We start from the raw sequence: 19193 nt of genomic DNA, 5'->3' as shown, positions 1-19193 counted from the left end.
TGCCAGATTTCGTTCTTAGGTCTCATGTCTTGGCGTTTGCAGCACGCGCGCGATCCCGAACGCGCCGGCGAGGACAGTGGCGAGCACGGCCACGCACGCGGTCCAGCCGACGCGGTCATAGATCTGTCCGACTACGAAGCTGCCGGCGAGCCCGCCGGCATAGTAGGAGGCCAGGTAGATGCCGCTTGCGGCGGCGCGGTCACGCGAAGCGGTCCGGCTGACGTGTCCTGTGGCTATCGCCTGCGCCAGGAAGGTGCCGATGGCGACCAGCGCCATGCCGGCAAGAACCATCGGCAGGCTGGTCGTGAGCAACAGCAACAGACCGAGGATCGCCAGCGCAAGCGTTGCCCCGATGCCCATCTTTGGGCCAAGGCCGGCGGCGACACGCCCGGCGAGTGGAGTGGTCAGCATGGAAGGCAGGAAGACGAAATAGACCAACCCCAGCGTCATCGGCGACAGCGACAGCGGCGCGGCGACGAGCTGGAAATTCACATAGGTGAAGGTTCCGATGAAGACGAAGAGGATCAAGAAGCCGATGGCGAAACAGGCGCGCAACTCGGCGTTGTTCAGCAGTCTCCTCCAAGCTGCGCGGGCGGTCTGGCCCGTCGTGTCGGGGCGCACCATTGCGGATGTCTTCTGCAGCGTGAACCAGACGAGAGCCGCGCCAATCAGATTGAGGGCGGCGAATGTGAGGAAGTTGATGGGAATGCCGAACGTGTCGGCGACGGCGGCCGACATAAGCCGTCCGAAGAAGTTGCTGGCGACGTTGCCGGTCACATAGGCCGCAAGCGCGCTCGTCGTCTGCCGCGCGGAAAAGTGCTCCGCCAAGTAGGCCATCGTCAGCGTGAATGCCGTCGACATACACAAGCCTTGGACGACACGCAGCAGGGCGAACACCACGATACTGTCGGTCTGCGACAGCAATGTTGTCGGGATCGCCAGCACCGCAAGGCTGATCAAGATGCCGTTGCGTCGATCGAGGTTCCTGCCGAAGAGCGCCACCGCGATCCCGGCCACGGCCATGCCGAACGTGCTGGCGTTGACGGCAAAACCCATGGCCGCGCGGCTAACACCGAATTTGACCACCAGCGAAGGCAGGATGGCCTGCGTAGCGAACAGATCGACAAGCGTGAGAAACGCGATCAGGGCAACCAGGCCGAAGCGCCGGCTGTCGGCGGCAACCATGCTGAGCCGCGTCAGTTCAGTCTGTTCACTGGTAGTCATGAAAGGGCTCCGTGTCACACGTCCCCAGGCGATCGCCTGAGGACGCACTTTCAGTTGCTGATGCTGGAATGGTCTCACCGCGAGGCGCGGGCTACATCATGTGGTCGTCGTGCATTGCCGGCGGCAGGACATCGGCGGAATAGAGCACCGCGGGCACCTTGCCGTTGTTCTTCCACCAATGGGCGAGCTGGCCGAACTCGGCGGTGACGTCTCCTGCCGGATGCTCGATGCCGACCTTGCAGGTGCTGCGATATTCGGTGATCGAACCTTCAACAATCAGGATATTGGCCGGACGAACGTTGTGTTCATGCCATGGCACAACTCCGCCGGGCTGAACGACGAGTTTGCGCAGACGCAGCATGTTGCCTTTCCAGGCCTCGCCCTTGCTGCTCAGGTCGATCGCGGAGAGAACCGTGTCGACAACGCCAACCGGCTTGCTGGGATGTTCCTGGGTGTCGGTCGTGGCGGCTTGGCCGGCGGGGCAGTCGCCAGCGAAGGCCGGAGCAGCGGAAAGTGCCGCGGTGGCGGACAGCAGCCCGATCACAAACGCGAGATTAAGTCTCTTGATAGCCATATGGTATTTCTCCTTTGTCGGTGCCCAAACGCGGGAGGCGGGGCATGACAGGGAGAATGATCGGAGCCGCGAAGAAAGAGAAATGCTGACTGGCTTTCAATTCGATACCTGAAAACTATCGTGAGCTATCGTGGCTGCACGCAGAGGCACGGCAACACATGCGACGCCATGCCAAAATTTCTTGGAGTTTGCTTCAGGCGGCGGTCTTGCGGATTGCCTGGACTATGGGGCTTTCCGGCCAGCCATGCGCCTTGACGCTGTTGACGAAGGCGGATGCCGCTGGCGAGAACCTGCGTCCCGCGACAACGACCAGAGACACCTCCCGCCAGACTTCGGGGTCGACTACCGGCCGGACCTGCAGGCCGGGGATGACCGCACTGAATTCCGGGATGAAGCAGATTCCCAATCCGCCGGAAACCATGTTCTGGATCCAGTCCTCGCGCTCGCTGGCGTAGGAGATCCTGAGTTTCACGCCGCGGTCATTGCACAGGCCGGCAAGATGATCGCGATACTCGCAGTTGAGACGCCTGAGATAGTTTTCACCGTCGAGCTCGGAGATCGCGACGTTGTCGTTCCGAGCCAGCCGGTGGCCATTCGGGAAAGCAAGGACAAAGCGCTCGCGATAAAGCGGGGTCACATCGAACCGCTCTGGAAAGCTGTCGCTCGAAGCCATAATGGCAACGTCGATTTCCCCTGATTCAAGCAGTTGGGAAAGCGATGCCGGCACACCTTCGACCAACTGCAGCTGGATGCCCTGCTGGCGTCTGTTGAAGTCGGCCAGCAGGCCAGTGAAGCGGCGCGGCCCAATGGTGCACATGACGCCAACCTTGAGGTTGGCGTTTTCCAGGCACAAGAATCTCGACGCTTCCTGCCGCACTCCGGTCAACTCGTCGAGGATCTGCTGGAAACGAGGGCGCAGCAGCACACCAAGATCGGTTAGGTGCGTGAGGTTTCGTTCGCGGCGAAACAGAAGGCCACCGACCTCGTCTTCGAGCTGCTGGATGGCGCGAGATAGGGCCGGCTGGGTGACATTGCACTTTTCGCCAGCGCGCGTGAAGTTCCGCGTCTCGCACACGGCAAGAAAGTAGCGGATGTGATGAATGTCCATGCCGACTTGTCCCAACGTCCGAGGCTCTCGTAGGTTTGGAGCCTGCCGCACCGCTCGTCTCGGCGCCAATGCACTGCGGCTATAAAGTCGATAGCGGTCCGTCATGGTCACGCGGATCGCGAGTTTCGGGCATCGTGTGAAGCGTGGCAGGGGGCCGCTGCCGAAAACGGAATGGCGGGCACATAGGCCCGCCATCCCGTCGTTTGGGTCGGGCAGCGTGTTACTTGTTCGCGCCGCCAAGTGCTTTCAAATTGGCGCAGAACTCGGCGTGAGGCTTGCTCATCGCCGCATCTTGGCATTCCTTCATCATCGCGTCCTGCTTGTCCTTCGCCATTGCGCCCCAAGCGGCCTTGAACTCGGCCTCAGGCTTCATCGTCTTCATGCTGGCATCGGTGAAGAAGGGCTGCATGTTGGACGGCTCATCGAGCGCCCCGGCGAGCGAAACGCCGGTCAGAACGGAAAGTGCAAGCGCGCCGAGGCAGATAGCTTTGATAGTCATGGTAGGATCCTTCTCTGGAGTTGAGCACTCGTCCCAGCGACGACTGCGGTGATTATCAGCAGCAATTTAAAACTCTCCGGTTCCTCCTTGCCGAGATGGACTTTGCTGCAATCGATGCGGGAGTTGCCAATGCCATCTGCGTATGGAGTTTATGCCGGTTCTGCATTCAGCCACGCATGGCCTGACTTGCACCTAGTTGGCTCCACCCAGCGCCAGCACATTTGCGCAGAACGGGGCATGGGCCTTGCTCATCGCCGGGTCGTTGCAGGCCCTCTTCATTGCGGTCCGGTCTCGCTTTGGCGTGGCTCGCCACGCCTTCTTGAACTCAGCCATCGGCTTCATCGTCTTCATCTCGGCATCTTTGTAGAACGAGGGGAAAGATGCCAGATCGCTGAGGGGGTCGGCGGACGCGCCTCCCGCAAAAAGACCGAGAGCAATCGCACCCAGATACCAGCCTCGTATTTTCATGACGCGTCCTTTAGCTGTCGATCGATTGCCTAGGCGGCGATCATCGTGCTGGTCAAAACAGCCAACCACGTTGGTTTGCCTGGCTGCCAAACCTTGCGACGCGCGTGCGATGGCGACCAATGCAATCTACCTATGGAGTTCATGCCACCTTGGCATTTGGCCAGCAGCAGATGATGCGGCAGTCTCTTCGCTAAACGCCCCTGGCGGCGTTTTGGGATGGAGACCAAGACGATGCATATCCAGACCGGAATCAAAACCGACCGAGCCCTCGTTGGCAGCGCAAGATATGCGATGCACGACCGGCAACTTGTCGACATCGTCGTGGCAAGCGATGCACACGGCGCGTTCGTCTGGGGCGTTCTCGACCGCTTGCTGGAGGAGCCCGGCCTCTGCTTCGGCAGCATTGCCGCGTCCGGGTTCGGCGCCATGGAAGCTGCAGTTCTCGCCTACGGGTTGACCTTGGGCGGCCGGCGTGGCGCACGCACGGCACTCACCAATTTCTGGCGACGCGTCAGTCACGCATCGATGTTAATGGCAGATAAGGCAAGCCCTCTGAGGACGATCTTGGAGCAGACAATCGAAATTGCGGAGATCCGTAAGGAAACCTGCCCTGTGAGACTCAACATCCTGGCGTCGAATGCCCGCACCGATGCCGTGAAGGTCTTCCCAAGCGATCAATTGTCGATCGACATTATCCTCGCGGCAGCCACGGTCCCGTTCCTGTTCCCGGCCGTGGAGATTGATGGCGACATCTACTGGGGTGACGGCGACATTTCAGCTTTGCAATCGTTCCAGCTCGTTGAGCCGGGTGGCCAGTTGATCATCGCCGGCAAGCCATCGAGGTCAATGACTACCTGTTCGGATCACCGCGTCGCCGCCATGCCCGCCCCCCCGAATTTGGCCCGGGCACAGACCATCTTCGACAGTGCGCACTGGGCTGGCGCAACGATGTTTTTGAGGCCTTGGACCGACTGGGGTGAACTGACCGCCATGCGCGACAGAGGGCGGAAAAAAGTTGAGGACTGGCTTATGGCGGACCATTTCGCGGACGACCGCTCCGCGGTTGAGAGAAAAGGTCGATATGTCTAGGCGCTTCCTTCCCGCCTAGTCGCGCCTGCTTCGCCCGCTCACGGACGCAGGCGCCAAGCCCTCCGGTTCCCTGCCGGAGGGCTTTTGCTTGGCACCGGTTTCAACATAGTGACCGCGTATCAAATCCATGCCGAGACAGCATTTCAGCTCGGCCGCTTGATCGGGGACACTGCTTGCAGACAGGCCGCAAGGTCAGTCTTTCCCTCGAAACGAAAGCAGGAGATACGACCGTGATCAACACCAAAACCCTCATCGGTTCGGCCCTCGCGGCCGCCACTTCGCTGGCCGCAACGGCCGCCTATAGCGGCCCTGCCGCCCAGCCCAACTTCACCTTCGAAAAGTGCTATGGCGTCGTCAAGGCTGGCCAGAACGACTGCCAGACCGCGACGCATTCATGCGCCGGCACGTCCACCGCCGACAACCAGCCGGACTCCTGGCTCTACGTGCCCGCCGGCAGCTGCGCGAAGATCGCCGGCGGCAGCGTCAAGCCGAAAGCCTGAGCAATCCCGACGTTGAGCCAACTCTAAAATGGAGCAGACCGATGACCCGTGCGTTTCAGTCCCTCACGATCCCCGCTACCGCGGGCATCGGTCTTCGCTCGCCGCACGTCAAAGAAATGCTCTCGCGGCGGCCTTCCGCGGGTTGGCTCGAAGTTCATGCCGAAAACTACATGGGGGACGGCGCTGGCGTTGATGCGCTGGAAAAGCTGCGCGAAACCTACCCACTGTCGATTCACGGGGTTGGCCTGTCCCTTGGCAGTGCAAGGGGAGTCGATCACGACCATCTCCAAAGGCTGCGCAAGGTCTGTGCGCGCTTCCAGCCGGATCTCGTTTCGGAGCATCTGGCCTGGAGCGTTGCTGACGGCGCCTACCTAAACGATCTGCTGCCTCTGCGTTACGATGAAGAGGCGTTGGCGATCGTCGCGCGCAATGTCGAGACGGTCCAGGACACTCTGAAGCGCCGCGTCCTGATCGAAAATCTCTCCGCCTATATCGCTTTTGCGGACTCCTCGATGAACGAGGCTGAGTTCCTGGCCGAACTGGTCGAACGGACCGGCTGTGGGTTGCTGCTGGATGTCAACAATGTCTACGTTTCGGCGCACAACCTTCAATATGACGCAGAAGCCTTCATCGACACTTTGCCGGCTGATTCAATTGGCGAAATCCACCTTGCCGGACATGCCACCAATCAGATCGGGGCCGACACCGTGCTTATCGACGACCATGGCTCTCGCGTGCCACCGGTCGTCTGGAAACTCTACCGGCATGCGATAAGCCGGCTTGGACCGCGCCCTACCCTGATCGAATGGGACACCGATGTCCCTGTTCTCGATGTGCTGCTCGGCGAAGCGATGTGGGCCGACATGCTCTCCGCTTCGATCATGTTCAACCGCAAGCAGGCCGCGAGACACACGGCGGCCACCAAACCCCGGCCGCCCTCCACCCTGGTTTCCTTCGAGGCGGGGGCGAGGACAGGCATGCCAGTGCTTGCGGCGTTTGCCGTCGCCAAGGCTGGGCAGGCAATGCCGTTAGTGTTGCCGCCAATACAGAGAGCGTATCATGCTGCCGCTTGAACATTTGCAGACCACCATGGCGCGCTCGGTGCTGGCCATCGAGCCATTGGCCGCCGCAAAAATGTTGACCGCCGGCAAGGCCGATCCTCTGGCCCGCCTACGCATCTATCAAAACAACACCCGTAGTTCGCTCACCGCAGTGCTGATGGCGGTGTTTCCCGTCACGGTTCGCCTTGTCGACGAACGGTTCTTCCGTTTCGTGGCGAGCGAGTTCATTCGACGGCATCCGCCCGCGGAGTCGCGGCTGGCGCGCTATGGGGCGGGCTTCCCGCGCTTCCTGAAGACAATCGACACCCTGTCCGACATGCCGATCGTGGCCGAAACGGCAAGGCTTGAATGGACCATCGCAGAAGCGCTCGACGCGGCTTGCCTGCCGTCGCGGACCCTCGCTGAATATGACAACACCAATCTCGGACCTTCGCTCTATATCGTGCTGCAGCCCTCCGTGCGGTTGATTGTTTCGCACTGGTCCATCCTGTCCGTTTGGACGGCGCACCAGCAAGACGTGGTGATCGACCAGCAGAGTGCCTTGCTAAGGCGCCCTCAACGCGTGGCGTTGTGGCGAGCCGGAGACAGCGTCCGGCTGGTCCTTCTCGATCGGGCGAACTTTGCGTTCCGGCATTCGCTGAAGCACGGCCTAGGCCTCGAACACGCCACAAGCCGTGCCCTCGCTCTCGAACCCTCATTCGATCTCGTGTCCGCGCTCGTGCGTCTGTTCGGCGACGGGCTCGTCACGGATGTTCGGATCCCGACGCATCCCCTCTCAAACCGATGGAGACAGTCATGACCGCGATACAAGAATATTCCTCGCCCGCCCCGGCGGGTCTTTTCGGCCTTTACAGGCGTGTCATCAAGCTACCCGAGCGCATTCCGTTTTCGCTGATCCAACTCGCCGCCCGGATTGCGATATCGCATGTCTTCTGGCAGTCCGCTCAGACGAAGCTGGCATCCTGGCCGGTTACGCTGCAGCTGTTTGCCAACGAATACAATCTGCCCTTCATCGATCCGTCGATCGCGGCGCCGCTGGCGACGACCGCCGAAATCACGGGGTCGGTCCTGCTTTTCCTGGGGCTATTCTCTCGCCTCGGCGCGCTGATGCTGCTCGGTGTCGTATCGGTAATCCAGATCTTCGTTTTCCCGGAGAACTGGGCCGAGCATCTGCTGTGGGCCTCGCTGCTGCTGCTCGTGCTGACCCGAGGCGCCGGCGTCTTTTCGCTCGACTATGTCGCCGAGCGGACCTTTTCAGCGTCTAGAAAATAAAGATCTCGGCCAGCAAGGAAGCACTGGCAAAACTCCAGGATGTGGCGGACGCCATGACATCGAAGGCGACGCAAGAGACTGCGGAAAGATCGGCCGGCGCCTTTGTTCGCTCTTATCATCCATAAGGGCCCTCAGGTCTGTCGAAATGACCAGTGTGCGAAATAGCGACCGTCTCGATCCAGCAGATTTCGAACTGGCCTCCGCATGTTTTCCCGCCATTTTGTTACATGTTTTGTAACATCAGAATGGACAAGAAGCCTTGCATGTCAAGGGCTCCAGCGATTTCAATGGGATACCATGGTGCTGCGAGAGAGGATTGAACTCTCGACCTCTCCCTTACCAAGGGAGTGCTCTACCACTGAGCTACCGCAGCCGCTGATGGCGGGCTTCTGCCATATCGAACCGGCAAGCGCAAGGCCAAGTGCAATGCTTCTGTGAAAGCCTTTGCCGGATAGCTTTTGATGACATGTTCGATGACATGGCGGCGCCACAATGTTGGCTATCCCTGAATGGGTGTCGGCCGACAGGCAGGCGGGACGGGACGATGAACGACAAGACAAATGAAGCAAAAAAGGGCGGCACGGACCGCAAGGACCGGCTCGCCGAGCAATTGCGGGCCAATCTGCAGAAGCGCAAGGCGCAGTCGCGCTCGCGCCGCACCGGCGGCGCCGACCAGCGGCCGGAGGGGCTCGGCGGAGCCGAGGAAATACAAAAAGATTAACTCAAATCGGCCACTCTTGGACCGGGGTGGGCGAAATCCTATTTCTTGAACCACGCCGGCCAATGGTCTAGACGGACCGATACTCAAACGATTGAACCGGCCTTTTCTGGCCGAGAGGGACGTTTTCCATGGATCGCATCAGAATTGTCGGCGGCAACAAGCTTGCCGGAAGTATTCCGATCTCGGGCGCGAAAAACGCGGCCCTGCCGCTGATGATCGCCTCGCTGTTGACCGACGACACGCTGACGCTGGAAAACGTTCCGCATCTGGCCGATGTCGAGCAGCTGATCCGGATCCTCGGCAATCACGGCGTCGACTATTCGGTCAATGGCCGCCGCGAGAAGCAGAATGAAGGCTATTCGCGCACCATCAACTTCTCCGCCCGCAACATCGTCGACACGACCGCCCCTTACGAGCTGGTGTCGAAGATGCGCGCGTCGTTCTGGGTGATCGGGCCGCTGCTGGCCCGCATGGGCGAGGCGAAAGTGTCGCTGCCGGGCGGCTGCGCCATCGGCACGCGTCCGGTCGACCTGTTCCTCGAAGGCCTGCAGGCGCTGGGCGCCGACATCGATGTCGACACCGGCTATGTGCTTGCCAAGACCCGGAACGGCCGCCTTGTCGGCAACCGCTACGTGTTCCCGAAAGTCTCGGTCGGCGCCACCCATGTGCTGATGATGGCGGCCTCGCTCGCCAAGGGCGAGACGGTGCTTGAAAACGCCGCCTGCGAGCCCGAAATCGTCAACCTCGCCGAATGCCTCAATGCCATGGGCGCCAGGATCTCCGGCGCCGGCACGCCAACCATCACCATTGACGGCGTCGAAGCGCTTTCGGGCGCCCGCGTGCGCGTCATCCCCGACCGCATCGAGACCGGTACCTATGCCATGGCCGTCGCCATGACCGGTGGCGACGTGGTGCTCGAAGGCGCGCGTCCCGAATTGCTGCAGACCGCGCTGGACGTGATCGCCCAGACCGGCGCCGAGATCACGCAGACCAACTCCGGCATCCGCGTGAAGCGCAACGGCACCGGCATTTCGCCCGTCGATGTGACGACGGCGCCCTTCCCGGCGTTCCCGACCGATCTGCAGGCGCAGTTCATGGGCCTGATGACGATGGCCAAGGGCAAGTCGCGCATCACCGAGACGATCTTCGAGAACCGCTTCATGCACGTCCAGGAACTGGCCCGGCTCGGCGCCCACATCACGCTTTCAGGCCAGACGGCGATCGTCGACGGCGTGGCGAAGCTGAAGGGCGCACCGGTTATGGCCACCGATCTTCGCGCTTCCGTCTCGCTGGTCATCGCCGGCCTGGCCGCCGAAGGCGAGACCACGGTCAACCGTGTCTACCATCTCGACCGCGGCTTCGAGCGGCTGGAAGAGAAGCTCTCCAACTGCGGCGCGGTGATCGAGCGTATCTCGGCGTAACGACTGCTACCTCTGCTTCTGCGCAGGCGATTGGCGAAAGCCGAGGCAGCATCCAATCTCCCCTCTTCCTGGGGAGATCGGCAGCTTTGCCGAGGCGCTAGCCCGTGCTGCGGTTGCACCGACCGGAAAGACCGCCTAACAGAGGGCTTAAACCAACTTTCAGGTGCACTTTCAGCATGGCAGCCCTCAAACTCATCGCGCTCGACGATCAGGATCTGAGCATTGTCTCGGCCCATGTCCAGGACGCCGTGATGAAGGTTTCGGACCTCGAATTCCTGCCTTCGGCCAAGCGCTTCGTGCTGACCATGAACCGCTTCGTCTGGGAGGCGAAGTCCGGCCTGTTTCGCCAGCACAATGAGCGGCGGCAGGCCGTGCTGCATTTCGACCGGGTGCTCGGCGCCAAGACCAACGGCATCGCCCGCGACAAGCCGGCCGAGATCCTGTCCCTGCTGGCGGTCAGCTTCATCGAGATCAGCAAGCCGTCCGGCATCGTCGAGCTGATCTTTTCCGGTGGCGGCACCATCATGCTCGATGTCGAGTGCATCGAGGCCCGCCTTGCCGATATCGGCGGCGCGTGGGAAGCCACGTCGCGGCCCGTCCACAAGGCTTGAATATCCGATGGCCATCACGCTTCGTCAGTCCGACGCCGATTTCGAGCAGCGTTTCGCCGCTTTCCTGTTGACCAAGCGGGAAGTCTCCGAGGACGTCGACGCCGCCGTGCGGCAGATCATCGACCGCGTGCGTGCCGAGGGCGACGCGGCGCTGATCGGCTACACACAAAGATTCGACCGCGCCGATTTGAACAGCCTCGGCATTGCCGTGTCGAAGGAAGACATTGCGGCCGCCTACGAAACGGCCGACCCGAAGGCGATCGAAGCGCTTGAATTCGCACGCGACCGTATCCGTTCCCACCATGAGCGGCAGCGGCCCAAGGATGATCGCTACACGGATGCCGCCGGCGTCGAGCTCGGCTGGCGCTGGACGGCAATCGAGGCGGTCGGGCTCTACGTGCCGGGCGGCACGGCAAGCTACCCAAGCTCGGTGCTGATGAACGCCGTGCCCGCTCGAGTGGCCGGCGTCGAGCGCATCGTCATGGTCGTGCCGGCGCCGGGCGGCATCATCAATCCGCTGGTGCTGGTGGCGGCCGATATGGCAGGCGTGTCCGAGATCTACCGCGTCGGCGGCGCCCAGGCGATAGCGGCACTTGCCTATGGCACCGAGACCATAAAGCCGGTCGCCAAGATCGTCGGGCCCGGCAATGCCTATGTCGCGGCGGCCAAGCGCCAGGTGTTCGGCACGGTCGGCATCGACATGATCGCAGGCCCTTCGGAAGTGCTCGTCATGGCCGACGGCGACAACGATCCGGACTGGATCGCCGCCGACCTGCTCGCCCAGGCCGAGCACGACGCGTCGGCGCAATCGATCCTGATCACCGACGATCCGGCTTTCGGCAAGGCGGTCGAACAGGCGGTCGAGCGCCAGTTGCAGAGCCTGCCGCGAGCCGAGACGGCGTCGGCGAGCTGGCGCGATTTCGGCGCGGTGATCCTGGTGCCAACGATCGACGCGGCATTGCCGCTGGCCGACCGCATCGCGGCCGAGCATGTCGAGCTGGCCATCGACGATGCCGAGGGCTTTCTGTCGCGGATGCGCAATGCTGGCGCGGTTTTTCTCGGCCGTCATACGCCGGAAGCCATCGGCGACTATGTCGGCGGCTCCAACCATGTGCTGCCCACGGCCCGCTCGGCGCGCTTCTCGTCGGGCCTGTCGGTCCTCGACTTCGTCAAGCGCACCTCGATCCTCAAGCTCGGACCGGAACAGTTGCGCCTGCTGGCGCCCGCGGCGGTCGCGCTGGCAAAGGCGGAAGGGCTCGACGCGCATGGCCGCTCCGTCACTGTCCGGCTGAATATGTAGGCCGATATGACGGGCTCCGATCAAACCCGCGCAAAACTGATCGATGTCGAACTCGATGAATCGATCGGCCGTTCGACGCCCGATGTCGAGCATGAGCGGGCGGTGGCGATCTTCGACCTGATCGAGGAGAACAGTTTTCAGCCCGTCAACGACAGCGGAGCCGGTCCCTACCGGCTGAAACTGTCGCTGGCCGAGCAGCGCCTGGTGTTCGCCGTGGCGCGCGAGGACGGCACCGCGGTCATCACCCATATCCTGTCGCTGACGCCTCTGCGGCGCATCGTCAAGGATTACTACATGATCTGCGAAAGCTATTACGACGCCATCCGCTCCTCGACGCCGAGCCATATCGAGGCGATCGACATGGGCCGCCGGGGTTTGCACAATGAAGGCTCGCAGACGCTGATGGACCGGCTTTCGGGCAAGATCGACATCGATTTCGATACGGCGCGCCGGCTGTTCACGCTGGTCTGCGTGCTGCACTGGCGGGGCTAATCCTGGCTACCCTGCCCCGCTCGATCCTGTTCCTGTGCGGCATGAATGCCGTGCGCTCGCCGATGGCAGAGCAGCTGGCACGCCGGATGCTGCCCGCCACCGTCTTTGTCGCTTCGGCCGGTGTGCGCGCCGGCGAGCGGGACCCGTTCGTCGATGCCGTGCTGGCCGAGGACGGTCTCACGCTGGGCGAACGTCACCCACGGACGCTGGACGAGCTCGAGGATGACTATTTCGATCTCATCGTGACGCTGGCGCCGGAGGCGCACCATGCCGCGCTGGAGCTCACCCGCTCGCTTGCCGTCGAGGTCGAATATTGGCCGACACCGGACCCGACCGGTGCCGACGGCACGCGCGAGCAGATCATGGCCAGCTATCGCGACGTGCGCGAGCGGCTGAAAGCCCGGATCGGCCGCCGGTTCGTCGCTCCAGACCATCCGGATTAAGCATGTTCACAAGCGAACGATTATCATATAGGTTCCGCCGAAATTCCAGCCGGGGCGCTGGAATTGCCATCCAAGCAAAGGTATCGAATGCCGAAGGAAGAAGTCCTCGAGTTTCCGGGTGTCGTGACGGAATTGTTGCCCAACGCGATGTTCCGGGTGAAACTCGAAAACGAACACGAGATCATCGCCCATACGGCCGGCCGCATGCGCAAGAACCGCATCCGCGTGCTGACCGGCGACAAGGTTCTGGTCGAGATGACGCCATACGACCTGACCAAGGGCCGCATCACCTACCGCTTCAAGTAAGATCAGGGCTCGGCCGGAACGCGATGAGCATTTTGCAGAAGCTGGTGCTTGCCTCGGGTTCGCCGCGCCGTATCGAACTCCTGCAGCAGGCCGGCATCGAGCCGGACCGCATCCTGCCAGCCGATATCGACGAGACGCCGCTGCGTGCCGAGCATCCGCGTTCGCTGGCCAAGCGGCTGTCGAAAGAAAAGGCCGAGAAAGCGTTCGCGTCGCTGAAGACCGAGACGGACCATGCGCCAAGCTTCGTGCTGGCCGCCGACACGGTGGTCGCGGTCGGGCGGCGCATCCTGCCCAAGGCCGAGACGCTCGATGATGCCGCCAACTGCCTCGGCCTGCTGTCGGGCCGCTCGCACCGGGTTTATTCGGGCATCTGCCTGATCACGCCGGGCGGCAAGTTGCGCCAGCGGCTGGTCGAGACGCGGGTGCGCTTCAAGCGGCTGCCACGCGAGGAAATCGACGCCTATGTCGCGTCCGGCGAGTGGCGGGGCAAGGCCGGCGGCTACGCCGTCCAGGGTCTCGCCGGCGCCTTCGTCGTCAAGCTGGTCGGCTCGTACACCAACATCGTCGGCCTGCCGCTCTACGAGACGGTGGCGCTGCTGTCGGGCGAAGGCTTCAGGATCCATCAAAACTGGCTGTCCCCACGGCTATGAGCCCCGACGACAAAGTGACCCCGCTGCGCCCCAAGCGCCCCTGCCCCGAATGCGGCAAGCCCTCGGCGCGCGAGACCTATCCATTCTGCTCGACGCGCTGCAAGGACATCGACCTCAACCGCTGGCTGAAGGGCGCCTATGTCATCAAGGCCCGCGACGACGAGGAAGAGCCGGACGCCGACGAGCCGAAATAGAGCGGCCTTTGGCGACATGCTCTGATCAGGCGGCTTCGTTCTTGCGCCTCACACGCGCCCAGGCCGGCAGCCAGTCACCGTGAGCGGCCAGGAGATCATCGACCAGCGACCAGATCTGGTCGAGATCGAGTTCGGCCGACGTGTGCGGGTCCATCATCGCCGCATGGTAGATGTGCTCGCGGTTCTCGCTCATCAGCGCCCGCACCGTCAGTTCCTGGACGTTGATGTTGGTGCGGATCAGTGCCGTCAGTTGCGGCGGCAGGTCGCCGATGTAGGTCGGCTGGATGCCGGAGGCATCGACAAGGCACGGTACTTCGGCGGCGCAATCGCGGGGCAGCGAGGTGATGCAGCCATTGTTGCGGACATTGCCGTAGATTACCGAGGGTTCGCCGGTCCACACCGAATTCATGATCGAGGAGGCATATTCCCGGGACGGCTCGACCTCGATACGGTCGGCCGAGCGATAGGCCTGCGCCTGGTCCTTCCAGTGCTCGATCTGTTCGATGCAGCGCTTGGGGTATTCATCGAGCGGAATGCCGTATTTCTCGATCAAATCGGGGCGGCCCTCCTTGATGAAATAGGGCGTGTATTCGGCGAAATGCTCCGAGCTCTCGGTGACGAAGAAGCCCAGCCTGGTCAGCATCTCGTAGCGCACCTTATTGGGGCAGCGCGGGTTCCAGCCGGGCTTGGGCGCGCGGCCCTCGCGATAGGCGCGCACGAGATCGGGATAAAGGTCGCGGTAGGAGCCGTCCGCCTGCCGATGCTCGAATTTCAGGTAGAAGGCCATGTGGTTGATGCCGGCCGAGCGATAGCGGATTTCCTCGTAGGGAAGGTCGAGATCGTGTGCCAATTCCATCGCCGTGCCCTGCACCGAATGGCAGAGGCCGACCTGTTTGATATCAGGGTATTTTTCCGATATCGCCCAGGTGTTGATCGCCATCGGGTTGACGTATTGCAGCATGATCGCTTCGGGGCAGACGGCGAGCATGTCCTCGCAGATCTTCCACAGATGCGGAACGGTCCGCAGGCCGCGCATGATGCCGCCGACGCCGAGCGTGTCGGCAATCGTCTGGCGCAGGCCGTATTTCTTCGGCACTTCGAAGTCGGTGACCGTGCAGGGTTCGTAGCCGCCGATCTGGAAGGCGACGACGACGAAGTCGGCCCCGGCAAGTGCCTTGCGCTGATCGGAATAAATCTCGGCCTTCGCCTTGACGCCGAGCGTCGCGATCAGCTTGTTGACGACGACGGCGCTCTCCTCCAGCCGCTGCGGATTGATGTCCATGAGAGCGATCGTCGCGCCCGACAGCGACGGACGCTGCAGCACGTCGCCGACGATGTTCTTCATGAACACCGTCGAGCCGGCGCCGATGAAAGTGATCCTGGGATTTTTTGCCACGCTAACCTCCGGCTATGTTCAGGCCACGTCGAAAGCGGCCCTGACGAGCCGTTCGGTGTAGGCGGTCTTGGGATTGGAGAGGACCTCGTCGACAGGTCCCTGCTCGACGATCTTGCCGTGCTGCATGACGATAACGCGATGGCAGAGCGCCCGCACCACCTTCAGGTCGTGCGAAATGAAGAGGTAGCTCAGGCCGCGCTCGTCCTGCAGCTTGCGTAAGAGGTCGATGATCTGGGCCTGGACGGAGAGGTCGAGCGCCGAGGTCGGCTCGTCGAGCAGGATGAATTCGGGTTCGAGCGCGATGGCACGGGCAATGGCGATACGCTGGCGCTGGCCGCCGGAAAATTCGTGGGGAAAGCGCGACAGGATATCGCCGGGCATGCCGGCGCTGACCAGCGCCTCGCGCACCCGCTCGACCCGCTCGCGCCGCGTCGCGCCGATGCTGTTGACGATCAGCCCTTCCTCGATGATCTGGCCGATCGTCATGCGCGGATTGAGCGAGGAGAAGGGATCCTGGAAGACGATCTGCATGCGCGAACGCAGCGGCCGCATCTCGTTGCGGGACAGGCCCTGGATCGGCTGGCCGTCGAAACGGATTTCGCCGCGCTTGGCGTCGATCAATCTCAGCAAGGCCTGGCCGAAGGTGGTCTTGCCGGAACCGGATTCGCCGACCAGCCCCAGCGTCTCATGACGGCAAAGTTTAAGGCCGAGATCGTCGACGGCGACCAGTTCGCGCCAGTCCGGTTTCAGGAAGGTGCCGTGGCGCAGCATGAAGCAGACGCGCACGCCATTCGCCTCGAGGATGGTGCCACTGCCCTCCGGCAGCGGTTGTGGCCGTCCGCGCGGCTCGGAAGCCAGCAGCCGCCTGGTGTAGGGGTGCTGCGGATCGGCGAACAGCCGTTCCGTGACGTTGTGCTCGCACATTTCGCCATGCTGCATGACATAGACGTAGTCGGAGAATTTGCGCACCACGGTGAGATCATGGGTGATCAGGATCACCGCCATCCGCAGCTCTTTCTGCAGATTGCGGATCAGGTTGAGGATCTGCGCCTGGACGGTGACGTCGAGCGCGGTCGTCGGCTCGTCGGCGACCAGCACGTCGGGATTGTTGGCGAGCGCCATGGCGATCATTACGCGCTGGCGCTGGCCGCCTGAAAGCTGGTGCGGGTATTGCTTGAGCCGCGCTTCCGGCTCGGGAATCTGCACATGCCGCAGCAGCTCGAGCGCCCGCGCCCAGGCTTGCCTGCGGCCCACCTTGCGGTGCACCCTGATCGCCTCGACGATCTGGCTGCCGACCGTGTAGATCGGGTTGAGCGAACTCATCGGCTCCTGGAAGATCATCGAGATGCGGTTGCCGCGCAGCTTGCGCCGGTCGCGCTCGGCGAATTTCAGGATGTTCTGGCCGTCGTAACAGACGCTCGATCTTGGCGACACGGTGGCCCGCCGCGACAGCAGTCCCATGACGGTGCGCGCCGTCACCGACTTGCCGGAGCCGGATTCGCCGACGATGGCGATCGTCTCCCCGCGATAGAGCTGGAACGAGACGTCCTTGACCGCCTCGACGACGCCGTGCTCCACCTTGAAGGCGACCTCGATGTTGCGGGCGTCGATGATGGGCTCGCCCTGGCGCCCGTCATGGTCGTGGCGGACGGCGGGGGCGAAGGATTCGACGAGTGCGACGGTCATTCCTGCCACCTCAATAGGGGTCGACGGCGTCGCGCAGGCCGTCGCCCAGCGCGTTGAAGGCAAAGACGGTGACGAGCACGAAACCGACCGGCGACAGGATCCAGGGATAGGTGCCTATGACGGAATAGGTCGCAGTGTCCTGCAGCATCAGCCCCCATGAGATCAGTGGCGGCTTGACCGCGAAGCCGAGGAACCCGAGGAAAGATTCCAAGAGCACCACTGTCGGGATCGCCAGCGTAACGGCAACGATCACGTGGCTCATCACATTGGGGAAGATGTGCTGCATGATGATGCGCCGGTCGGTGGCGCCAACCGCCATGGCGGCGCGCACATATTCGATCCGCGCCAGCGCCAGCGTCTTGCCGCGCACCTCGCGTGACATCTGCGCCCAGCCCAATGCCGACATGACGATGATGACGAAGGCGAGGAAGACATTGGTGGGCGCGGTGACCGGGATCAGCGTCGTCAGCGCCAGATAGAGCGGCAGTTGCGGAAAGGCGAGCACCAGTTCCACGAAGCGCTGCATCCAGACATCGAACCGGCCGCCGAAATAGCCGGAGACCATGCCGACGGTGGTGCCGATGACGGTGATGATGAAGACCACCGTCAGCGCGATCATCAGCGAGACGCGCGAGCCGTGGATGGCGCGCGACAGCACATCGCGACCGAACTTGTCGGTGCCGAGAAAATGCACCGGCAGGCCGTCCATCGAGGCGAAGAAATGCCGGTTGGCCGGAATGAGCCCGAAGAGCCTGTAGGGCGCGCCCTCGACGAAGAAGCCGAGCAGCCTCGGATGGTCGTAGTCGGGGCCGACGATGGGCTGGAAGGTGACCGGATCGAGATCCGCCGAGTCGGCCAGCGCATAGACCCTCGGCCGCATGACGACATTGCCGTCCTTGTCGTGGAAGGAAGGCACTTGCGGCGGCGCGAAGCCGACATCGGTCGCCTTCGGATCCATCGGCGCCAGGAACTCGGCGAACACCGCCATCACCAGCAGCAGCACGACTAGCCAGAGCCCGGCCATGCCGGTCCAGGAGCGCTTCAGCCGGCGCCAGACAAGCGCCATGTAGCTCTCGTTGCCGCGCGCCGGTATGGCTACGATGGGCGCTTCGGCCGGCAGCGGTGGGGGTGACGGATCGCGCGCCAGCATCTAGCTCTCCCCGAACTGGCGCACACGCGGATCGAGCAGGACGAGCAGCATGTCGGCGATGATGTTGCCGACGATCAGCGTCGCCGACAGCACCATCATGAAGGTGGCGGTGACATAGACATCGCCGACCGCCATGGAGCCGACGATCGCCGGGCCGACGGTCGGCAGCGCGAAGATGATCGCCGTCTCGATCTCGCCGGTGAGCATGTAGGGCAGCACCACGCCCTGATACATGACGAGCGGATGCAGTGCGTTGGGCACGGCATGGCGCATGACGACGGCGCTGCCGGTCAATCCCTTGGCTCTCGCCGTCTCGACATATTGGGCGTTCAGCGTATCCAGCAGATTGCCGCGCATGACGCGCATGTTGTAGGCGAGGCCGCCGAAGGTGGCGATCGCGACCACGGGCCAGACATGCTTGACGAGGTCGGCGAACTTGCCCCACGACCACGGCGCGCCGCCATATTGCGGTGAGAAGAACGAGCCGATCTCCGACACGTTGAACTGGAAGACCAGCAGATAGACTATGATCAGCGCCATCAGGAAGCGCGGCACCGTCATGCCGAGGAAGGAGATAGCCGACAGCGTCGAGTCGATCCAGGTGTATTGCCGGGTCGCCGCCCATATGCCGAAGGTGATGCCCAGCACCGAGGCGAGGAGATGACAGACCAGCGCCAGCAGCAGTGTGCGCGGCAGGCGCTCGCCGACGACGTCAGCAACCGGCTTGTTGTAATAGAGGCTGTAGCCGAAATCACCGCGGGTGACGATGCCGCCGATCCAGTTGAGATACTGGACGGGCAACGGCTTATCGAGGCCATGTTCGATACGATAGGCGTTGGCCTGCGCGTCGGCTTGGGCGAAGGAGGCTCCGCCCTGGTTGATCAGCTGCGAGCGGATGTAATCGGCATAATCGCCCGGCGGCGCCTGGATGATGGCAAAGGTGACGAGACTCAAGATGGCGAGGACCGGTATCGCCGACGCTATGCGCATGGCCAGGAATCGCAGCATGGACGGTCCGCTTCCTCATC

General features: G+C 62.7%; 23 protein-coding genes and 1 tRNA gene. 14 read left to right on the top strand and 10 right to left on the bottom strand.

What is annotated here, in order from left to right:
- Window positions 1-15: 15 nt before the first annotated feature.
- From LB568_RS17515 to LB568_RS17495, 5 genes are all read right to left on the bottom strand, one after another.
- Complete coding sequence (locus tag LB568_RS17515; RefSeq protein ID WP_224730752.1) at window positions 16-1224, bottom strand: MFS transporter; 1209 nt, start codon at window positions 1222-1224, stop codon at window positions 16-18.
- Between the two features lie 91 nt (window positions 1225-1315).
- Window positions 1316-1798, bottom strand: a complete 483-nt coding sequence (locus LB568_RS17510; protein ID WP_224730751.1) for a cupin — start codon at window positions 1796-1798, stop codon at window positions 1316-1318.
- 193 nt (window positions 1799-1991) lie between these two features.
- On the bottom strand, window positions 1992-2906 hold the full coding sequence (locus LB568_RS17505) for a LysR family transcriptional regulator (RefSeq protein ID WP_224730828.1): 915 nt from the start codon (window positions 2904-2906) through the stop codon (window positions 1992-1994).
- A gap of 220 nt (window positions 2907-3126) precedes the next feature.
- Window positions 3127-3405: a hypothetical protein gene (locus LB568_RS17500; RefSeq protein ID WP_224730750.1), complete on the bottom strand. Its 279-nt coding sequence runs from the start codon at window positions 3403-3405 to the stop codon at window positions 3127-3129.
- A 192-nt stretch (window positions 3406-3597) separates the two neighbouring features.
- Entirely contained in the window at window positions 3598-3993 is a 396-nt protein-coding gene (locus LB568_RS17495; RefSeq protein ID WP_224730749.1) for a hypothetical protein, read from the bottom strand.
- Window positions 3994-4104: 111 nt separating this feature from the next.
- Between LB568_RS17495 and LB568_RS17490 the strand changes: the two genes are divergently transcribed.
- The 5 genes from LB568_RS17490 (at window position 4105) to LB568_RS17470 (ending at window position 7795) form a co-directional block, all read left to right on the top strand.
- Window positions 4105-4962: a patatin-like phospholipase family protein gene (locus tag LB568_RS17490; RefSeq protein WP_224730748.1), complete on the top strand. Its 858-nt coding sequence runs from the start codon at window positions 4105-4107 to the stop codon at window positions 4960-4962.
- Between the two features lie 230 nt (window positions 4963-5192).
- Complete coding sequence (locus tag LB568_RS17485; RefSeq protein WP_143975880.1) at window positions 5193-5462, top strand: DUF2282 domain-containing protein; 270 nt, start codon at window positions 5193-5195, stop codon at window positions 5460-5462.
- A 41-nt stretch (window positions 5463-5503) separates the two neighbouring features.
- The gene (locus LB568_RS17480; RefSeq protein WP_224730747.1) at window positions 5504-6535 is read left to right on the top strand and encodes a DUF692 domain-containing protein; all 1032 of its coding nucleotides are present in this window, start codon (window positions 5504-5506) and stop codon (window positions 6533-6535) included.
- Window positions 6522-7322 (top strand): DNA-binding domain-containing protein, encoded by an 801-nt coding sequence (locus LB568_RS17475; protein WP_224730746.1) that lies wholly within the window; start codon window positions 6522-6524, stop codon window positions 7320-7322. The genes LB568_RS17480 and LB568_RS17475 overlap by 14 nt, the downstream gene beginning before the upstream one ends.
- Window positions 7319-7795, top strand: coding sequence for a DoxX family protein (locus tag LB568_RS17470; RefSeq protein WP_224730745.1), 477 nt, complete (start codon window positions 7319-7321; stop codon window positions 7793-7795). The genes LB568_RS17475 and LB568_RS17470 overlap by 4 nt, the downstream gene beginning before the upstream one ends.
- Before the next feature lie 298 nt (window positions 7796-8093).
- Here the strand turns inward: LB568_RS17470 and LB568_RS17465 are convergent.
- Window positions 8094-8168 (bottom strand) — tRNA-Thr (locus LB568_RS17465).
- A 171-nt stretch (window positions 8169-8339) separates the two neighbouring features.
- Between LB568_RS17465 and LB568_RS17460 the strand changes: the two genes are divergently transcribed.
- From LB568_RS17460 to yacG, 9 genes are all read left to right on the top strand, one after another.
- Window positions 8340-8516, top strand: a complete 177-nt coding sequence (locus tag LB568_RS17460) for a hypothetical protein (protein ID WP_083833364.1) — start codon at window positions 8340-8342, stop codon at window positions 8514-8516.
- A 128-nt stretch (window positions 8517-8644) separates the two neighbouring features.
- Window positions 8645-9937, top strand: a complete 1293-nt coding sequence (gene murA / locus LB568_RS17455; protein ID WP_140779979.1) for a UDP-N-acetylglucosamine 1-carboxyvinyltransferase — start codon at window positions 8645-8647, stop codon at window positions 9935-9937.
- A 176-nt stretch (window positions 9938-10113) separates the two neighbouring features.
- A complete protein-coding gene (locus tag LB568_RS17450; RefSeq protein WP_224730744.1) occupies window positions 10114-10548 on the top strand; it encodes a DUF2948 family protein in 435 nt (144 codons plus the stop codon).
- A gap of 7 nt (window positions 10549-10555) precedes the next feature.
- Window positions 10556-11848 carry a histidinol dehydrogenase gene (hisD, locus tag LB568_RS17445; protein WP_224730743.1) on the top strand — a complete coding sequence of 431 codons (1293 nt, stop codon included), beginning with the start codon at window positions 10556-10558 and terminating at the stop codon, window positions 11846-11848.
- A gap of 6 nt (window positions 11849-11854) precedes the next feature.
- The gene (locus tag LB568_RS17440; RefSeq protein ID WP_224730742.1) at window positions 11855-12340 is read left to right on the top strand and encodes a UPF0262 family protein; all 486 of its coding nucleotides are present in this window, start codon (window positions 11855-11857) and stop codon (window positions 12338-12340) included.
- Window positions 12328-12783 (top strand): low molecular weight phosphatase family protein, encoded by a 456-nt coding sequence (locus tag LB568_RS17435; protein ID WP_224730827.1) that lies wholly within the window; start codon window positions 12328-12330, stop codon window positions 12781-12783. Before LB568_RS17440 ends, LB568_RS17435 begins: the two co-directional genes overlap by 13 nt.
- Window positions 12784-12870: 87 nt before the next feature.
- The gene (gene infA / locus LB568_RS17430) at window positions 12871-13089 is read left to right on the top strand and encodes a translation initiation factor IF-1 (RefSeq protein WP_006200926.1); all 219 of its coding nucleotides are present in this window, start codon (window positions 12871-12873) and stop codon (window positions 13087-13089) included.
- Window positions 13090-13112: 23 nt separating this feature from the next.
- Window positions 13113-13739, top strand: coding sequence for a Maf-like protein (locus tag LB568_RS17425; RefSeq protein ID WP_224730741.1), 627 nt, complete (start codon window positions 13113-13115; stop codon window positions 13737-13739).
- Window positions 13736-13933 carry a DNA gyrase inhibitor YacG gene (yacG, locus tag LB568_RS17420; protein ID WP_023766678.1) on the top strand — a complete coding sequence of 66 codons (198 nt, stop codon included), beginning with the start codon at window positions 13736-13738 and terminating at the stop codon, window positions 13931-13933. The genes LB568_RS17425 and yacG overlap by 4 nt, the downstream gene beginning before the upstream one ends.
- 25 nt (window positions 13934-13958) lie before the next feature.
- Here yacG and LB568_RS17415 read toward each other — a convergent pair whose 3' ends face one another.
- The 4 genes from LB568_RS17415 to LB568_RS17400 are packed head-to-tail and all read right to left on the bottom strand — an operon-like array spanning window position 13959 to window position 19173.
- Window positions 13959-15329 (bottom strand): alpha-glucosidase/alpha-galactosidase, encoded by a 1371-nt coding sequence (locus tag LB568_RS17415; RefSeq protein ID WP_224730740.1) that lies wholly within the window; start codon window positions 15327-15329, stop codon window positions 13959-13961.
- An 18-nt stretch (window positions 15330-15347) separates the two neighbouring features.
- On the bottom strand, window positions 15348-17015 hold the full coding sequence (locus LB568_RS17410; protein ID WP_224730739.1) for an ABC transporter ATP-binding protein: 1668 nt from the start codon (window positions 17013-17015) through the stop codon (window positions 15348-15350).
- A 10-nt stretch (window positions 17016-17025) separates the two neighbouring features.
- A complete protein-coding gene (locus tag LB568_RS17405) occupies window positions 17026-18165 on the bottom strand; it encodes an ABC transporter permease (protein WP_013893689.1) in 1140 nt (379 codons plus the stop codon).
- Window positions 18166-19173 (bottom strand): ABC transporter permease, encoded by a 1008-nt coding sequence (locus tag LB568_RS17400; RefSeq protein ID WP_013893688.1) that lies wholly within the window; start codon window positions 19171-19173, stop codon window positions 18166-18168.
- Window positions 19174-19193: the final 20 nt, after the last annotated feature.

This window comes from Mesorhizobium sp. B263B2A (assembly GCF_020165775.1).
GTDB lineage: Bacteria > Pseudomonadota > Alphaproteobacteria > Rhizobiales > Rhizobiaceae > Mesorhizobium > Mesorhizobium opportunistum.
Note: the sequence above shows the minus strand (reverse complement) of the source record. Positions and strands in the feature narration are given on the sequence as shown.